This is a genomic window from Streptomyces sp. NPDC001617 (genome assembly GCF_053596855.1).
This window is the reverse complement of the sequence record NZ_JBSFHA010000052.1, coordinates 24,070-39,083: the sequence shown is the minus strand read 5'-3', so window position 1 is coordinate 39,083 and position 15,014 is coordinate 24,070. Positions and strand designations below refer to the sequence as shown.

Here is a 15,014-nt window from a genome sequence, read left to right as displayed (position 1 = left end):
GTCCTTGTGGTCGAGAGGGAGATGTCTGCCTCGGCCCAGCGAAGGTAGGGCCGCGGTCTTGCGGGGCGCGTCGGCCGCGCCACCGACATCCGGGCCTCCCCACGAAGGAGGTGCCTGCGGCCTCATCCCTGCGAAGTACGCCTGAGGGACGGCGATTTGGCCGCGAAGGGGGACGCGGAAGGGGGGCGGGGACCGCACAATGAGCCGGTGGAGACGGAGGACCGGCAAGGCTGGCGTCGGCAACTGCGGGACGCGCTGCGGTCGGAGGCGGAGGACGCCCCGCGGTCGCGGCGGGCAGTGCGCGCCGATGTGGTGCTGGCGATCCTGCTGACCGTTCTCGCGCTGATCGCGGCGTCGCGCTATCCCGGCGACGGACCGGTTCGGATCAGCTCGAAGGTCGAGTCCAGGTATGCCCGGGACAGGTTGGCGATCCCGCGCCCGCCCACGCCCCCCGTAAGCCCGCGGGTCGCGGAAGGCAGAGCCTCCTCCCCGGCCTGGCCGCTGGTCGTCCTTTCCGCGCTGCCGCTGGCGGCCCGGCGCAGGCATCCGCTGGCCACGTTCGGGGTGGTACTGGGCGCGGCGCTGGTCATCGGCGACGACGCCTCCTGGATCAACGTGCTGACCTGCGTCATCGGCGCCTACAGCGCCATCATGTACAGCCGTCACCGGGCGCGGGCGACGGCCGGGCTGGTCGTCGCCGCCGTGCTGGCCGGCCTTGCCTTCCGGGACACGGATCCGGTGCTCCCGGGATGGTCGAGCCCAGCGGTCGTGCTGCTGGTCGCCGGGGTGCTGGCCAGCACCGTCCGCTTCTGGCAGCGGCGGCTGGCGGCCAGCCGGGACCGGTACACACGGCTGCAGCGGGTCCAGGAGGAGAGCATGCGCCGGGCCGTCGAGGAGGAGCGGGCCCGGATCGCCGCCGAACTGCACGACGTCGTCACTCACAATGTGAGCGTGATGGTCATCCAGGCCGGCGCGGCACGCAAGGTGATGGACGCGGCACCGGAGCGGTCGAAGCAGGCCCTGCTGGCGGTCGAGGCCGGAGGCCGGGCCGCGATGGCCGAACTGCGGCATGTGATGGGCCTGTTGGCCGCCCCGGACACCGGCCGCCCCGACAGCCCCGCCGACGGCCTCGAACCGCAGCCCGGCCTCGGGCAGCTCGACGCCCTGGTCGAGCGGGTACGTGCCGCCGGGACACCGGTCGGCGTCGCGATCTCGCTGCCGCCCGACCCGCTGCCGCCCGGCGCGGACCTCGCGGCGTACCGCGTGGTACAGGAGGCGCTGACCAACACCATCAAACACGCGCCCGGCGCCGATGCCTCCGTCACCGTCGGATACACCGGAGACTCACTGGAGATCGAGATCACCGACACCGGAGCCGCCTGCGACGCCCCTCGGGCGGACGGCAACGGCCGCGGGCTGATCGGGCTGCGCGAACGGCTGGCGGTCTACGGCGGCGAACTCACGGCCGGTCCGACCCTCGCCGGCGGCTACCGGATCAAGGCTCGAGTCCCGTGGCGGACGGTGTGAACCGGCCGGCGCTGCGCGCCGTCATCGCCGACGACCAGGCCCTCGTACGCACCGGCTTCGGAATGATCCTCGCCGCGGACGGCATCGAGGTGACGGCCGAGGCGGCCAACGGAGCCGAGGCGCTCGCCGCGGTCCGGCGCACCCGGCCCGACGTCGTGCTCATGGACATCCGGATGCCACAGATGGACGGCATCGAAGCGACCAGGCGGATCCTCGCCGACGGTGGGCCGGACGGCACCAGGGTCATCATCCTGACCACGTACGACCTCGACCACTACGTCTACGCCGCGCTCACCGCCGGCGCCAGCGGCTTCCTGCTCAAGGACGTCAGCCCCGAGCATCTCGTCGCCGCCGTACGCCTGGTGCAGTCCGGCGACGCCCTGCTCGCCCCCGCGATCACCCGCCGTCTGATCGAACGCTTCGCCCAGCGCGAGGAGGACCGGCCGGCCACGCTCCACCGCGACCTGTCCGTCCTGACCCCGCGCGAACTCGAGGTGCTCCGCCTGCTCGCGACGGGCCTGAGCAACGCCGAACTCGCGGACCGCCTGCTCCTCAGCCCGACCACGGTCAAGACCCACATCGGCCGCATCCTGTCCAAGCTGGATCTGCGCGACCGCGTCCAGGCCGTCGTCCTCGCGTACGAGACGGGACTTGTCTCCCCGGGAGGCGGGGGCTCCTAGCGGCGCCGGCCGGAGTGGACCAGTGCACCGTGCCGGGCGGGACGCCCTGACGTCGCACGGTATCCGCAACCTTTGGGCAGGACTACGCTGTGGTGTGAGGCCCCAGTCCCCGGTATCGCTGCCGAGTCCCGCTCCCGGGGAGGCCCATCGTGTTCGTCCTGCTGCTCGTTCTCATCGTGGTCCTGTTCGGCTTCGGCTTCCTTCACCCCATCTGGTGGGTGGCCGCGGCGGTGCTGATCTACGGCGCGACCCGGCGCGGCCGGGATCGCGACGGCCGGGGCCGTGACGGCGGTTCCGATCTCGGGGATTACCGGGACTACCAGGAACGCCGGGATCGTGTGGACCGCTGGGACCGCCGCTACAGCCGCCAGAACCGGGCGCGCTGGCGGCGCGAGGACCGTCGGGACCACGAACACCACAGGTGATGACGGTCCTGGCCCCTGCGGCGGTGGCGCGGCGGTCTGTGTGGACACCACCACCGACGGGCCGGCCGTGTCCGCCGCGGCCGTCCGGGCCCTTCCGGTAGGTTTCAACTCCGCTGGCAGGGCTAGTCGTTGGACATGTCCAGACGCTACGGCGGAAGTCCCGCGGGGACGGTCATCTCCATCATCGCGGACATCGCGGCACTGATTCTGATCCTGTGGATCGCCCTCTACCTGTTCGACGCCAACACCGCCAACGGCACGGTCTCCTGGGTCCACGACGCGGCGAACCGGCTCTCGGGCTGGTCGCACCACCTGTTCTCCATCCACTCGGACAACTGGCGCACCGTGGTCAACTACGGCCTGCCCGCTGCCGTCTACCTGCTGATCGGTCACGCGGTGGCCGGCCGGGTCAACCGGACCTAGCCCCCGTCCACCGCCCCGATGCCCGGGTACCTGCCGGCGACATGGCGGAGTCTCAACGGGGCGGTCCCCGCACGCCTGGACGGCGCCGTGTTCCACGAAGCCCTAATGCACCCGGTCCTCGTGGGACTCCTCGTTGTCCTCGTCCGGCAGGTGCACGTCGTTGACCGCGATGTTCACCTCGACGACTTCCAGGCCCGTCATCCGTTCCACCGCCGCGATCACGTTCTCACGGACCTCTGCGGTGACCTCGCGGATGCCGACCCCGTATTCGACGACGACCTGGAGGTCGATGGCGGTCTGTTTCTCGCCGACCTCGACCTTGACGCCGCGTCCCGCGCTCGGATGCCCGCCCGGGACCCGGTCGCGCATCGCGCCCATGGTGCGGGTGAATCCGCCGCCCAGCGCGTGGATTCCCGGGACCTCCCGTGCGGCGATGCCGGCGATCTTCTCCACCACCCCGTCGGCGATGGTCGTCCGGCCGCGGGTCTCCGGCGGCTCCTGGAGCCGGGAATGCGCGGTGTGCCGTGTGGTGCCCAGGTCGGTGCGGGGCTCCCCGGAATCGGGTTTGGGCAGGGTCGAACCATTCGGCTCCGTCATGCGAAGCCACCTCCTCGGGTGGTGCACGGATTGCCGTGCCCCGGCGGCCGTCGGCCACCGCGTTTCGTGTCGCTCTCCGGGTACCGCGGTGCGCGGCGGACATGCTCGTGTACGGCGTCGCATTGCGGCCACGGTCATTGTGGGGAACAGGCGGGCTGCCCGACCCCACCGGACCGCGCCCGGGGCTATGCTGCTGTATGGACGTCCCAGACCCTGGCGGCTAGTCGTTGTTCGACACAGATGGCGCGGGGAGCGGGCTCGTAGTCCGGTACCCGGCGCACCCCTGGAGGGAACCGGGTGGTCCTCTGTCCTGTCGCACAGGCGGTCGGACCGGCCTTTGCTCCGACTCCGACGAACGTACGCCCCCACCGGGAGCGCGTCAGGTCGGCCGGGTAACCGGCGTCACCGCGTCCGCTGCCGGACGGTCCCCGAACCGAGGCGTCATGCCCCTCCCACAGCTCGCCGTGTACCGCCATGACCGGAGAAAACGGGCGCTGATCACCCTGGCGGGTGAGATCGACCTGGAATCGGCGCCACTGGTGCGCGCGGCATTGGAACGCTGTCTGCGCGACGACGTACGCACCATCGACGTCGACCTCACCCCGGTCACCTTCTGTGACTGCAGCGGCCTCAACGCCTTCCTGTACGCCGCGCAGCAGATCACCCTGGCGGGCGGTTCGCTGCGACTGCACCATCCGCCGCCGACGCTCACTCTGATCCTCGGGCTCGCCGGCTGCGGGTTCCTGCTGCTCGGCCTTCCGCCCGGCCACCTGCCATCCCCCGTGGACGACACCGCTGCCATGCCCGGTGCAGCCCCGCCGGACCGGTCTGTCCCGCTTGAGCCTGCCCCGCTTGATCCTGTCCCGCTCGGGTTTGCCCCGCTGAGCTCTGTCCTCTCGGGTGATGCGCGATGACGGCCGGACCCGGGGGCGGACAGCCACGGAAGCCGGGGGACGCCGAATCCTCCGCCGAGTCGTGCGCAACGGCGCCGGGTGACGCGTACAGCCGTACCGGGCGCCAGAGCCTCCTGACCCGTCAACTCACGGTGTTGGGCCGCGTCTTCGCGTTTGCCGACGGCCTGATCCGCCCGGAACCGCACCCGCGGGACCGGCGCCTCGCCCGCCGGGTGCAGGAGCGGCTGCCGACCGGTCACCGGATATCACTCGGCGCCACCTCGGCCGTCGGGGAACGCGGCGTGGCGAGGCCGGAGGGTCTTGTCAGGCTGCCGGGAGGCGGTGGCCCGGGTGGGCTCTGAGAGCAGGTCGGCCCGCATCCAGGTACTGGTGGCCGAACAGGCGGCCCGACGAGGTGCCCGGGTCGGGGTGGTGGACGTGTGCACCGCGGTCGTGGCCGCGCTGCCGGTCGGCGGGGCCGGGCTGTCGGCGATGTCCACAGCCGCGCCGAGCCACCCGCTGTGCAGCACCGACGACATCAGCGAGCAACTGGAAGAGCTCCAGCTCACCCTGGGCGAGGGGCCCTGCGTGGACGCCTTCCTGCACGGCTCGGCCGTTCTGACGCCCGATCTGCTCACCCGTGACCTGCAGGACCGCTGGATGGTGTTCGCCGAGGCGGCCCTGGAAGCCGGGGCACGCGCGGTGTTCGCGCTCCCTCTGCAGATAGGGGCGATCAGCCCGGGAGTTCTGGACCTGTACGCCCACGTTCCGGTCCGGTTGGACGCGGAGGAACTGGCGGACGCGCTGGCGTTCGCCGATCTCGCGACTCTGGTACTGCTCGACGCGCGCATCGACGAGACGGGCGGGCCGCGCGGCGGCCCCTTCGAGGACCTGGGCGCGTACCGGGCGGAGATCGACCAGGCCAGCGGGATGCTCACGGTCCAGCTCGGCGTCGGCATCGAAGACGCCTTCGTCCGGCTTCGCGCCCATTCCTATGCGCAGGGACGGCGGCTCGCCGACGTGGCCGCGGACGTGGTGGCCCGTCGGCTTCGTTTCCCACCGGACGCGGAGCCGGATCAGGCCGGGGAGGACACCTGACCTCTTGGTACCGGACGAGGAACGTGCTGTATCTCCCGCCTTTTGGGCCGGGACCAGTCTCAAGAGGATGTCCACGATGGATCAACAGCTCCTGGCCAAGACCTTTGTCGAACTGGCCGACAACCTGGTCGCCGACTTCGACCTCATCGACTTCCTGCGCCTGCTGACCGACCGCTGCGTCGGCATGCTCGAGGCGAGCGCCGCCGGGGTGCTGCTCGCCGACCGGGACGGCAAACTCCGTGTCATGGCCACCTCCGACGAACAGGTTCGCCTGCTGGAACTCTTCCAGCTCCAGAACGACGAAGGCCCCTGCCTCGAGTGCTTCCGCACCGGCGCACCGGTGATCGTCCACGACCTGACCCGGGAGATCGACCGCTGGCCGCGCTTCGTCACGATGGCCCACCGCAGCGGATTCGGGGCGGTCCAGGCCCTGCCCATGCGCCTGCGGGACGAGACCGTGGGCGCCCTGAACCTCTTCCGCGCCGCGCCCGGCCCGTTCGACCCGGCCGCCACACTCGTCGCCCAGGCGCTGGCCGACGTCGCCACCATCAGCCTGCTGCAACAACGCACCGCCCAGCGCAGCACCGTACTCAACGAGCAGCTGCAGACGGCGCTGAACAGCCGGGTGCTGATCGAACAGGCCAAGGGGAAGCTCGCCGAACGCCAGGGCACCGACATGGAGCAGGCGTTCAGGGCGCTGCGCGGCTACGCCCGCGCCCACAACCGGCGCCTGGCCGACGTGGCCCGCGCCTTCGTCGACGACTCCGAACCCCTTCCCGGCCTGGTGGCCTGACCCACTCCCCGGCGGGGCCCGCCACCGCTCCGCGCCGTCCTCGATCAGACGGCGGTGCCTCGGGTCTGAAGCACACGGCACGGATCCCCGGACGGCCCGCGTCCGAACGGGGTTTTCGCCCCGACCGCGGCAGTCCGGCCCCAGCGGTCCCGTGCCCCCAACGGGCCCCGGCGCGACGCCGATTCGGGACTACACTGGTGAGCAGACGTCCCGGACCCCGGCGCCGCACCGCACATCGGTCACGATGGCACGTGAGCCCATCTGCCAATCTCCTGAAGCGAGGCGCCCCATGCGCACGCCGCGGCAACCACACGAACCCGAAGGCTCTCAGCCCTCCGCCATGGACACGGTACGGCTGCGACGGCTGAACCGCTGGCAGGCCGAGGGGCTGCGGGAGGACCTGGCGGATCTGTACGTGGAGTCCACCGTCACCCGGCCCGGCGAGGAGTTCCACGGACGGCAGGCGTTCCTGCGCCGGCTGGCGGACGCGGTGAAACTGCCGGGATTCGACATGCTGGTGGCCGAGGCCCGGTCCCTGACGGGGTGTGTCTTCGGAATCCCGGTGCCGCGCGACGGCTCCTGGTGGCAGGGGTTCGACGGGCCGTTGCCGCAGAACCTGGAGCAACTGACCGCGTCCGGACACGTCTTCGCGACCCTTGAGACCGTCGTCCATCCGCACCAGTACGCCCGCGGGCTCGCCCGCCGGCTCCAGGAGCGGCTGCTCGCCGACCACGAGGCTTCGCTCGGTGTCACGTTGGTGGACCGGTCCGATCGTTCGGCCCGTGCCGCCCTGGAGGCGTGGGGCTGGCAGGACGCGGGCCGGGTCCACCGCGCGCAGACCGTCCTGTGCGTACTGCTTCTGCCCCTCGGAGAGCGCACCACGGAGCATCCGGACGGCCTCACCCACAACGACCGGACCCAACGGCCCGGATAGCTCGCCCGCGCCGACCGGGCGCTACGCGTGCGCACACGTGGAGCGTCAGCAGTGCCGCATCCCCCGAAGCAGCCGTCATCTGCGGTGCTCGCCGTCCCGGCGGGCCTTGCGCCTCCACCGCGCCCGAAGCCGAGGCCGGTCCCAGAACTCCCGGTACCCTCCGGGATCGGAACCGCCGCCACGGTCCCAGCCCCCGCCTTCACCACGGCGGCCGTACTGGGCGGCGCCGAAGACCAGCACGGCCGAGGCCGCGGCCACCCACCAGATGGGGTGGAGGAAGCCGAAGCCGAACAGAATCACGAAGAGAACGAGAAGCAGGACGAACACGGCGGGCCTCCCCGGAGCGGAGCAGGGCGTCACTGCCGGGGGCCGGGGCCTGTTCGAACAGCGTAACCCTGCCCGGAGACCGCTGGTAACGCCCCCCATGTGACGGTCTCGTGCCCCGACCGGACGGCCACGTGCGTCTCGCAGTCCCGCATCCGAACCGCCCGGTCACTGTCGGCTCAGTGTCCGGGTGACCCCCGCAAGAACCGCGGTGGTCAGGATCCACCCCGCCGCGACCAGGGCGTACGCCAGCCAGGCGGCTGTTCCTCCTGGCCAGTACCAGGACGTGCGCTGCCCGAGCCCCCCGATGGGGATCAACAGGTCGAGGGTGTAGACGAAGGCGTTGAACGGCGGTACCTGTCCGGGCTCGGTCGCCTTGGGTGTGTGGGCGTCGAAGAACACGGTGCCGAGGACGACGAGGGCCGCGAGCCACAGTCCCGCCAGCCAGGGGCGGTAGCCGTAGCCGACCGTGGCGTCGAGGAGGTGTCCCCACAGCCGGGCGGGCAGGCCCAGGGTCTTTCTGCGGTGGCGCTGTTTGGCCAGCAGGACGCGGCGCGCGTCGTCGTCGTGGCCGATCTGCCGGTACCAGGAGGCGAGTTGCTCGTACGGCTGGGCGGCGTAGCCAGGATGCCGCCGTATCCACGTCACACGACGCTCCACGGTCCGGTCCTGGAGGCCGCCGCTCTCGTGGAGCGAGCCGTAGGTGAAGCCCTGCAGGCGTACGGTGTCCGGCCAGGCGTCGGCCCGGTCGTGGACGGTCACGACCCGGGCGTACTGCAGGTCCACCGCTCCGGACGGCGCCTGGGCCGGGGTGAAGACGAAGGTGCTGGTCTGCATGCGGGCACAGTCCAGTGCCAGGCCCGGGGCCTGCAGGACGGCGCCGTCGAAGGTCAGCTGGTCCGCTATCTCCGCGCCCCGCAGGCTGACGGTTCCCTCGGCCGTGAACCCCTCGGACAGCGCCAGGGTGCCCACCACCGCACGCTCGGCGAGGAGCGCGACGCCATCGGGACGCCGTAGCCGTGCCCCCTGCATGTGCAGACCGCCGGGCAACTGCGCGCCCGGCAGACGCAGGCCGCCGTGCACGGTGGTTCCGCTGCAGAACACCGCGCCCTCCACGGCGAGTCCGCCGGCCCAGACGGCCCAGCCGTCGGGGTGTGAGATCACCGCGTGGTCGAGCACCAGCTCGCCGGCCAGGCGCGCGTTCGTCAGCCCGAGTGTGCCGTTCAGCACCGTGTGGCGAAGGGAGACGGTGCCTTCCACCCGCGCCATGGTCAGGTTGAGCCCGGGCAGCCGGCTGCGCTTGATGTCGATCGTCCGGGTGGCGGCCCCGTACAGCCTGACGCTCCGCTCGAACCAGCATCCCTCGAACCACATCGCGTGCCCGATCTCGGCACCGTCCAGATCCAGTTTGCCGCTGATCCGGGCCCCTGCCAGCCGCAGCGCCGCCCTGCTTCCCGGCTGTCCCGGGTTCCCGCCGAGCAGCAGGGCGGCGACGACGGAGGCCCGCACGGTCCGCTCGACGCCCCAGTCGGCCCCGCTCTCCGGGTCGTCCTCCGCCCCGCCGGTACGGAAGTCCACGGGACGGCCCGTGGGGTATGCGTCCCACAACTGGCGTTCCGCCGAAGTGAGTTCCTCGTACGAGTGCACGAGCCGCAGACTAGCGGGCGGACGACCGCAGGTGCGGGCGGGCAGCCGCGGGTGATCGGATACGCGAGCGTTCGGGAGGGCGTTCGGGAGGACGCGCCCCGCCCGTTCCGTCACGATGAAGGGGTTCCTTCGTGACGGTAGTGGAGGTCGAGTTGAGCGGTACGGATGGAGCGGGCGGCGGCGGGTACTCCGGCACGCCCCTCGCCAAGAAGATCGGCATCAAACCCGGCCACAGTGTCCGCCTTCTGCACGCCCCCGACCCGTTCCCCCTCCCCGGCCTCCCCGACGGCGTCGACCTGGCGCCCACCGCTCCCCAAGACACCGACATCACCGTCGCCTTCTACCGCACCCACGCCGACCTGGCCGCCGAAGTCCCCGCCCTCGTCGCCGGACTCGCCGACCAGGCCATGCTCTGGATCGCCTGGCCGCGCAGAGCGGCGGGCCACGTCAGCGACATCGCCGAGAACGACCTGCGCGACCTCTTCCTCCCGCTCGGGGTGGTCGATGTGAAGGTGGCGGCGCTGGGGGAGGACTGGTCGGGGCTGAAGTTCGTACGGCGGAGGGAGAACCGGCGTCCGAAGGCGTGAGTGAGCGTACGAACGAGTGAGCCGCGTGGCACAGCGCGCCAAGACTTGGCATACGAAACGGCGTACTCAGGAAGTCCTCACCGTGAACGGCTAGCATCGCGGCCGACGTTTTCGACGGCCGGATGGGGTGAGGGCATGGGGGACCGGCAGGCACCGAGGATCGCCGTCGCCGTGGTGACCATGGGCAACCGCCCCGACGAGGTCGACGCGCTGCTGGAGTCGGTGGCCAAGCAGGACCTTGCCCCGACGAGGGTCGTGATCGTCGGCAACGGCTGCCCGCTGCCCGACTTCGCCGAACGACTCACCCTCCCCGGCGAGGTCACCCTCCTCGAACTCGACGAGAACCTCGGCTGTCCCGGCGGACGGAACGAGGCGCTGGCGGTGCTGCGGGACTTCGGGGACGTGGACGTCGTAGTCGAACTGGACGACGACGGGCTGCTGGTCGACGCCGATGTGCTGTCGCGTGTGGGGGAGTTGTTCACGGCCGACCCCCGCCTCGGCATCGTCGGCTTCCGTATCGCGGATGAGCACGGCGAGACCCAGCAGCGGCACGTGCCGAGGGTCGGGGCCTCCGATCCGATGCGGGGCGGATATGTGACCGGGTTCCTCGGCGGTGGCCACGCCTTCCGTAGCGCGATGCTGGACGAGATCGGCCACTGGCCGGCGGAGTTCTTCTTCGCCCACGAGGAGACGGACCTGGCCTGGCGGGCGGCGGACGCGGGCTGGCGCATCCTGTACGCCCCCGAACTCCTCCTCCGGCATCCGAAGACGTCCCCGGCCCGGCACGCCATCTACTACCGGGTCAACGCCCGGAACAGGGTATGGCTCGTCCGACGGCGCCTGCCCCTGCCGCTCATCCCGGTCCACCTGGGTGTCTGGGTGGCGCTCACCCTCGTACGGACGCGTTCGCGGGCGGGCTTGCGCGCCTGGTTCGGCGGGTTCGTGGAGGGGCTGCGGGAGCCCGCCGGTGAGCGGCGGCCCATGCGGTGGCGGACGGTGTGGCGGCTCTCGCGGCTGGGGCGCCCGCCCGTCATCTGAACGATCAGGTGGGGGAGGGGACGAGGGTCCCGGTCGATCACCTCCGCCGACCGAGACCCTCTGACGTCCCCCGGATCCGGCCGCGGCGGCGACACTCCCCCGAGCAACGCGTCGTACGCGCGCACCCCCGGGCCGGCTCCGATGAAATGATCACATCAGGTCGCGCCAACGGATCGCTAACATGTGGCCAACGGTTCTCTGCTTCGCGGTCGGCCCATGGCCGGCCGACCGGCCTGAAGTCGTCGTAGGGCATTCGCGAACGGCCGGGACAGCAGCCCCTTCCGGCGGAGACCGGTGAGGGAAAGGGTGGCGGGAAACCGTCCTGACGTGGGCGGGAATCCGCCAAGAACGGTGGGTTGTGGGCGACGTGAGTCGGCACGAGCTGCGGTTCGGGTTGCTGGGGACGCCGGTTCTGTACGACGTCCGGGGTGGGGCGGGGGAGTCCGGCGCCGGTGACGAGGGCGGCGTCACGACGATCGGCAGCCCCAAGGTCCGTACCCTGCTGGCCGCGCTGCTGCTGGAGGCCGGCCGGGTCGTCTCCGTCGAGTCCCTCAAGGACGCGCTGTGGGGCGGCGCGCCGCCGGCCTCCGCACAGGCATCCCTGCACAACCACGTGGCCCGGCTGCGCCGGCTCCTCGACGACCCCGAACGGCTGCGAACGGTGCCGCTCGGCTATGTACTGCGCGTCGAACAGGGCGAGTTGGACGTCCAGGTCTTCGAACGCCACCTCGCGACCGCGCGGGGCGCGTACGCCGCGCGCAACTGGGAGCGGGTCGTGCGCGAGTGCGCCGCCGCGCTCGCCCTGTGGCGCGGCACCCCGCTGAGCGGCCTGCCGGCCGAGCTCGGCGGATACGCGTATGTGCAGCGCCTGGCGGAGGCCCGGCTGCTCCTTCAGGAGTGGCGTTACGACGCGGAGCTCGCCGTCGGCGGCACCCGACTCGACCGCCTCGTCCCGGAGTTGGCCGCCCTCGCCGCCGAACATCCGCTCCGTGAGTCCTACCACCGCCAGCTGATGCTCGTCCTCCACCGCACGGGCCGCCGCGCCGAGGCCCTGGCCGTCCACCGCGATCTACGGACGCGGCTCGTGGAGGAGCTGGGCGTGGAGCCGGGGGAGGCGATTCGGGAGGCGCATGTGGAGGTGCTGCGGGGAGCTGCTGCCGGGAGTGGCGGGGATGCGGCCGCCGACGGTGCTGCCGCCGCCGGTGCCAGTCATGCGGCTGCTGTCGACCAGGGCGCTCGCATCGATGCCGGCGGCGAGCCTGGCGCCGACGCGCCTGTCCCGGCGCCCGACCCGGCAGCCGCTCTCACCGCCGCGTCCACCTCCACCGTCCCCCCGAACACGCCCGAGCCCCCCGATCACCACCACGTCGCTACGCGCGAAGACGCCACCACCCCACCTGCCGTGCCCCACCCACCCCGCCCCACCCAACCCTTCCCTCTCCCCGCTCAACTCCCGCCTTCCCCCGCCCACTTCACCGGGCGCACCACCACCCTCGACGACCTGCGCAACACCCTCGGCCTCTCCGGAATCCCCGCCGTGGCCGTCATCAGCGGCATGGCCGGCGTCGGCAAGAGCGCCCTCGCCCTGCACGTCGCCCATGAGCTGCGGGAACGTTTCCCCGATGGTCAGCTGTACGTCAACCTGCACGGTGCCACCCCCGGCATGACCCCCCTCACCTCCGCCCAGGCCCTCACGGCCCTGCTCCGCGACCTCGGCGCCGAACCCCGCCGTATCCCCGAACACCCGGACGCGGCCGCCGCGTTGCTCCGCTCCCTCCTCGCCCCGACCCGCACCCTGCTGGTGCTGGACGACGCCGCGAGCGCCGCGCAGGTACGGCCGCTGCTCCCGGCCGGCGCCGGCTGCGCCGTGATCGTCACCAGCCGCTCACCCCTCACCGCCCTCGACGGCGCCCGCCGCCACCCTCTCACCCCCCTGACCGACGAGGAGAGCGCGGCGCTGCTGCGGGCGGTCTCCGGCCGGGACGGCCTCGACGCGGCCCACCCCCTCGTCGAACTCACCGGCCGCCTCCCCCTCGCCCTGCGCATCGTCGCCGCCCGCCTCGCCGCCCGCCGGGCGCTCACCCCCGACGTACTGGCCGGCCAACTGGCCGCCACGGAGGGGAGGTTGCACCACCTGGAGTACGACGACCTGAGCGTCCGCCGCTCGCTGGCCGTGGCGCACGACGCCCTCGCCGCCTCGGACCGCGAGGCCGACCGGGACGCCGCCGTCGTACTGCGCGCGATGGGCGCCCTGGACCTGCCGGTGTACAGCTCCCCTCTGCTGGCCCGCCTCACCGCCACCGATGCCCACCGCGCCGAGTCCGCCCTGGACCGTCTGGTGGACGTGGCACTCCTGGAGGAGACGGCGTACGGCCGCTACGCCCCCCACGACCTGGTCCGCGACTTCGCCCGCGAACTGGCCGACGGGCCGGGGATCGATGAAGCAGAGGCCGACGCGGCAGGGATGGGCGTGGCCGCGGGTGATGCGGCAGGGGCGGGGGTGGCCGTGGGTGATGCGGTAGGGGCGGGGGTGGCCGTGGGTGATGCGGTAGGGGCGGGGGTGGCCGTGGGTGATGCGGCAGGGACGGGGGTGGGCGTGGGTGATGCGGCAGGGATGGGCGTGGCCGCGGGTGACGCGGCGGGGATGGGCGTGGCCGCGGGTGACGCGGCAGAGACGAGCGTGGCCATGGCCGACGCAGGACAGATGGACGCGGCCGCGGGCGACGAGACCGGTGCTGACAAGCCCCGTACTGCCCGGGCGGACGAGCCCCGTACTGCCCGGGCGGACAAGCCCCGTACTGCCCGGGCGGACGAGCCGCGTGGTGCCCGGGCGGACACAGCCGGACGTGATGACGCCGCCCCGGACGCCACCGACACCGCCCTGCGCTGGTACGCCGCCGTCGCCGAACTCGCCCTCACCGCGATCGTCGAACCCGGTCTCGACCGGGACGACCGCCGCCGCCCGACCGCCGCCCAGCCTTCCGACCACGCGGCGGAGGTCGAGGCCCTCCCCGGCTTCGAGTCCGCCGAACAGGCCTTCGCCTGGGGGGACATGGAGCTGGAGAACGTCCTGGCGCTGGTGGAGCGCTACGCCGGCGATGCAGGCGACGCCGACCTCGCCGACGCGGTTCCCGATTCCCTTCCCCACCGCCGAGCCGCCCACCTCTCCACCCTGATCCGCCTCCTCTTCCCCTATGTCCACCGCAGCGGCCGGGTCGCCGAGATGGAGGTGCTCGGTCGTGCCGCCCTCCGTCTGGCCCGGCGACTGGGCGACGAGGCGGCCGAGGCGTACGCGCTGGGTGACCTCGCCGGGCTGCACTTCCTGACCGGTCGGCAGAGCGAGGCGCTCGCCCTCAACGACCGTGCCCTGACGATCTGGCGCCGACTGGACCGGGTCTCCTGGATGCGCCGCTGCCTCAACAACCGCGGTCTGTTGCTGGAAGGCCTCGGCCGCTACGAGGAGTCCGGCCGTGCCCTGCGCCGCAGTCTGGAGTACTCACGGCAGCTGAACGACCCGCACGGCGAGGCCGTGACCCACAGCCACCTCGGCAACCTGTACGAGCACACCGACCCGCGCGCCGCCATCGAGCAGCACCGTCGTTCGCTCGCGATCGGCCAGGAGATCGGCGCCGTGATCGTGCAGCACTCCGCGCACTGCAACATCGGCTACGCCCACCTCACCCTCGGCGAACCGGCCGCCGCCCTCCCGCACTTCGAGGAGAGCCTGCGTGTCCTCGGCGGCCAGGGCGACTGGCACGGCGAGTCCCAGACCCGCCTCGGCCTGGTCCGCACCCTGCGCCTGCTCGGCCACACGGAACGCTCCGTCCACGAGTGCGCCGAACTCCTCCGCCGGGCCGATACCCGCGCCGACCGCTACACCGGCGGTCTGGCCCGCCACCAACACGGCCTCCTGCTACGGGAGTTGGGGCGCACCGAGGAGGCGTACACCGAGTGGCGCACGGCCCTCGACGCCCTGCACGGCACGGACGAGAAGACCGTGGTCACGGAACTGCGGGAACTGCTCGGCGAGACGGACGTACGGTGATCA

At 72.2% G+C, this 15,014-nt stretch carries 15 protein-coding genes; 12 read left to right on the top strand and 3 right to left on the bottom strand.

The window, feature by feature from the left end; all coding sequences use genetic code 11:
- Window positions 1-207: 207 nt before the first annotated feature.
- From ACWC09_RS32500 to ACWC09_RS32485, 4 genes are all read left to right on the top strand, one after another.
- Entirely contained in the window at window positions 208-1,527 is a 1,320-nt protein-coding gene (locus tag ACWC09_RS32500) for a sensor histidine kinase (protein WP_450854497.1), read from the top strand.
- Window positions 1,512-2,207: a response regulator gene (locus ACWC09_RS32495; RefSeq protein WP_450854496.1), complete on the top strand. Its 696-nt coding sequence runs from the start codon at window positions 1,512-1,514 to the stop codon at window positions 2,205-2,207. Before ACWC09_RS32500 ends, ACWC09_RS32495 begins: the two co-directional genes overlap by 16 nt.
- 149 nt (window positions 2,208-2,356) lie before the next feature.
- Window positions 2,357-2,632: a hypothetical protein gene (locus ACWC09_RS32490; RefSeq protein ID WP_450854495.1), complete on the top strand. Its 276-nt coding sequence runs from the start codon at window positions 2,357-2,359 to the stop codon at window positions 2,630-2,632.
- 135 nt (window positions 2,633-2,767) lie between these two features.
- The gene (locus tag ACWC09_RS32485) at window positions 2,768-3,055 is read left to right on the top strand and encodes a hypothetical protein (RefSeq protein WP_450854494.1); all 288 of its coding nucleotides are present in this window, start codon (window positions 2,768-2,770) and stop codon (window positions 3,053-3,055) included.
- A gap of 102 nt (window positions 3,056-3,157) precedes the next feature.
- Here ACWC09_RS32485 and ACWC09_RS32480 read toward each other — a convergent pair whose 3' ends face one another.
- Window positions 3,158-3,652 carry an Asp23/Gls24 family envelope stress response protein gene (locus tag ACWC09_RS32480; RefSeq protein ID WP_450854493.1) on the bottom strand — a complete coding sequence of 165 codons (495 nt, stop codon included), beginning with the start codon at window positions 3,650-3,652 and terminating at the stop codon, window positions 3,158-3,160.
- A 464-nt stretch (window positions 3,653-4,116) separates the two neighbouring features.
- Between ACWC09_RS32480 and ACWC09_RS32475 the strand changes: the two genes are divergently transcribed.
- The 5 genes from ACWC09_RS32475 (at window position 4,117) to ACWC09_RS32455 (ending at window position 7,370) form a co-directional block, all read left to right on the top strand.
- The gene (locus tag ACWC09_RS32475; protein ID WP_450854492.1) at window positions 4,117-4,566 is read left to right on the top strand and encodes an STAS domain-containing protein; all 450 of its coding nucleotides are present in this window, start codon (window positions 4,117-4,119) and stop codon (window positions 4,564-4,566) included.
- Entirely contained in the window at window positions 4,563-4,907 is a 345-nt protein-coding gene (locus tag ACWC09_RS32470; protein ID WP_450854491.1) for a hypothetical protein, read from the top strand. Before ACWC09_RS32475 ends, ACWC09_RS32470 begins: the two co-directional genes overlap by 4 nt.
- Window positions 4,897-5,643 (top strand): ANTAR domain-containing protein, encoded by a 747-nt coding sequence (locus ACWC09_RS32465; RefSeq protein WP_450854490.1) that lies wholly within the window; start codon window positions 4,897-4,899, stop codon window positions 5,641-5,643. Before ACWC09_RS32470 ends, ACWC09_RS32465 begins: the two co-directional genes overlap by 11 nt.
- Before the next feature lie 76 nt (window positions 5,644-5,719).
- Window positions 5,720-6,436 carry an ANTAR domain-containing protein gene (locus ACWC09_RS32460; protein ID WP_450854489.1) on the top strand — a complete coding sequence of 239 codons (717 nt, stop codon included), beginning with the start codon at window positions 5,720-5,722 and terminating at the stop codon, window positions 6,434-6,436.
- A gap of 340 nt (window positions 6,437-6,776) precedes the next feature.
- A complete protein-coding gene (locus tag ACWC09_RS32455) occupies window positions 6,777-7,370 on the top strand; it encodes a hypothetical protein (RefSeq protein ID WP_450854488.1) in 594 nt (197 codons plus the stop codon).
- Between the two features lie 75 nt (window positions 7,371-7,445).
- Here the strand turns inward: ACWC09_RS32455 and ACWC09_RS32450 are convergent, their stop codons facing one another.
- Complete coding sequence (locus ACWC09_RS32450) at window positions 7,446-7,697, bottom strand: hypothetical protein (RefSeq protein WP_450854487.1); 252 nt, start codon at window positions 7,695-7,697, stop codon at window positions 7,446-7,448.
- A gap of 165 nt (window positions 7,698-7,862) precedes the next feature.
- The gene (locus ACWC09_RS32445) at window positions 7,863-9,341 is read right to left on the bottom strand and encodes an oxidoreductase (protein WP_450854486.1); all 1,479 of its coding nucleotides are present in this window, start codon (window positions 9,339-9,341) and stop codon (window positions 7,863-7,865) included.
- A gap of 131 nt (window positions 9,342-9,472) precedes the next feature.
- On the opposite strand from ACWC09_RS32445, the gene ACWC09_RS32440 reads away from it, so the two are divergent.
- From ACWC09_RS32440 to ACWC09_RS32430, 3 genes are all read left to right on the top strand, one after another.
- Entirely contained in the window at window positions 9,473-9,928 is a 456-nt protein-coding gene (locus ACWC09_RS32440; protein WP_450854485.1) for a DUF3052 domain-containing protein, read from the top strand.
- Between the two features lie 135 nt (window positions 9,929-10,063).
- Complete coding sequence (locus ACWC09_RS32435; protein ID WP_450854484.1) at window positions 10,064-10,966, top strand: glycosyltransferase family 2 protein; 903 nt, start codon at window positions 10,064-10,066, stop codon at window positions 10,964-10,966.
- Between the two features lie 358 nt (window positions 10,967-11,324).
- Window positions 11,325-15,011, top strand: coding sequence for a BTAD domain-containing putative transcriptional regulator (locus tag ACWC09_RS32430; protein ID WP_450854483.1), 3,687 nt, complete (start codon window positions 11,325-11,327; stop codon window positions 15,009-15,011).
- The last annotated feature ends 3 nt before the right edge of the window (window positions 15,012-15,014 follow it).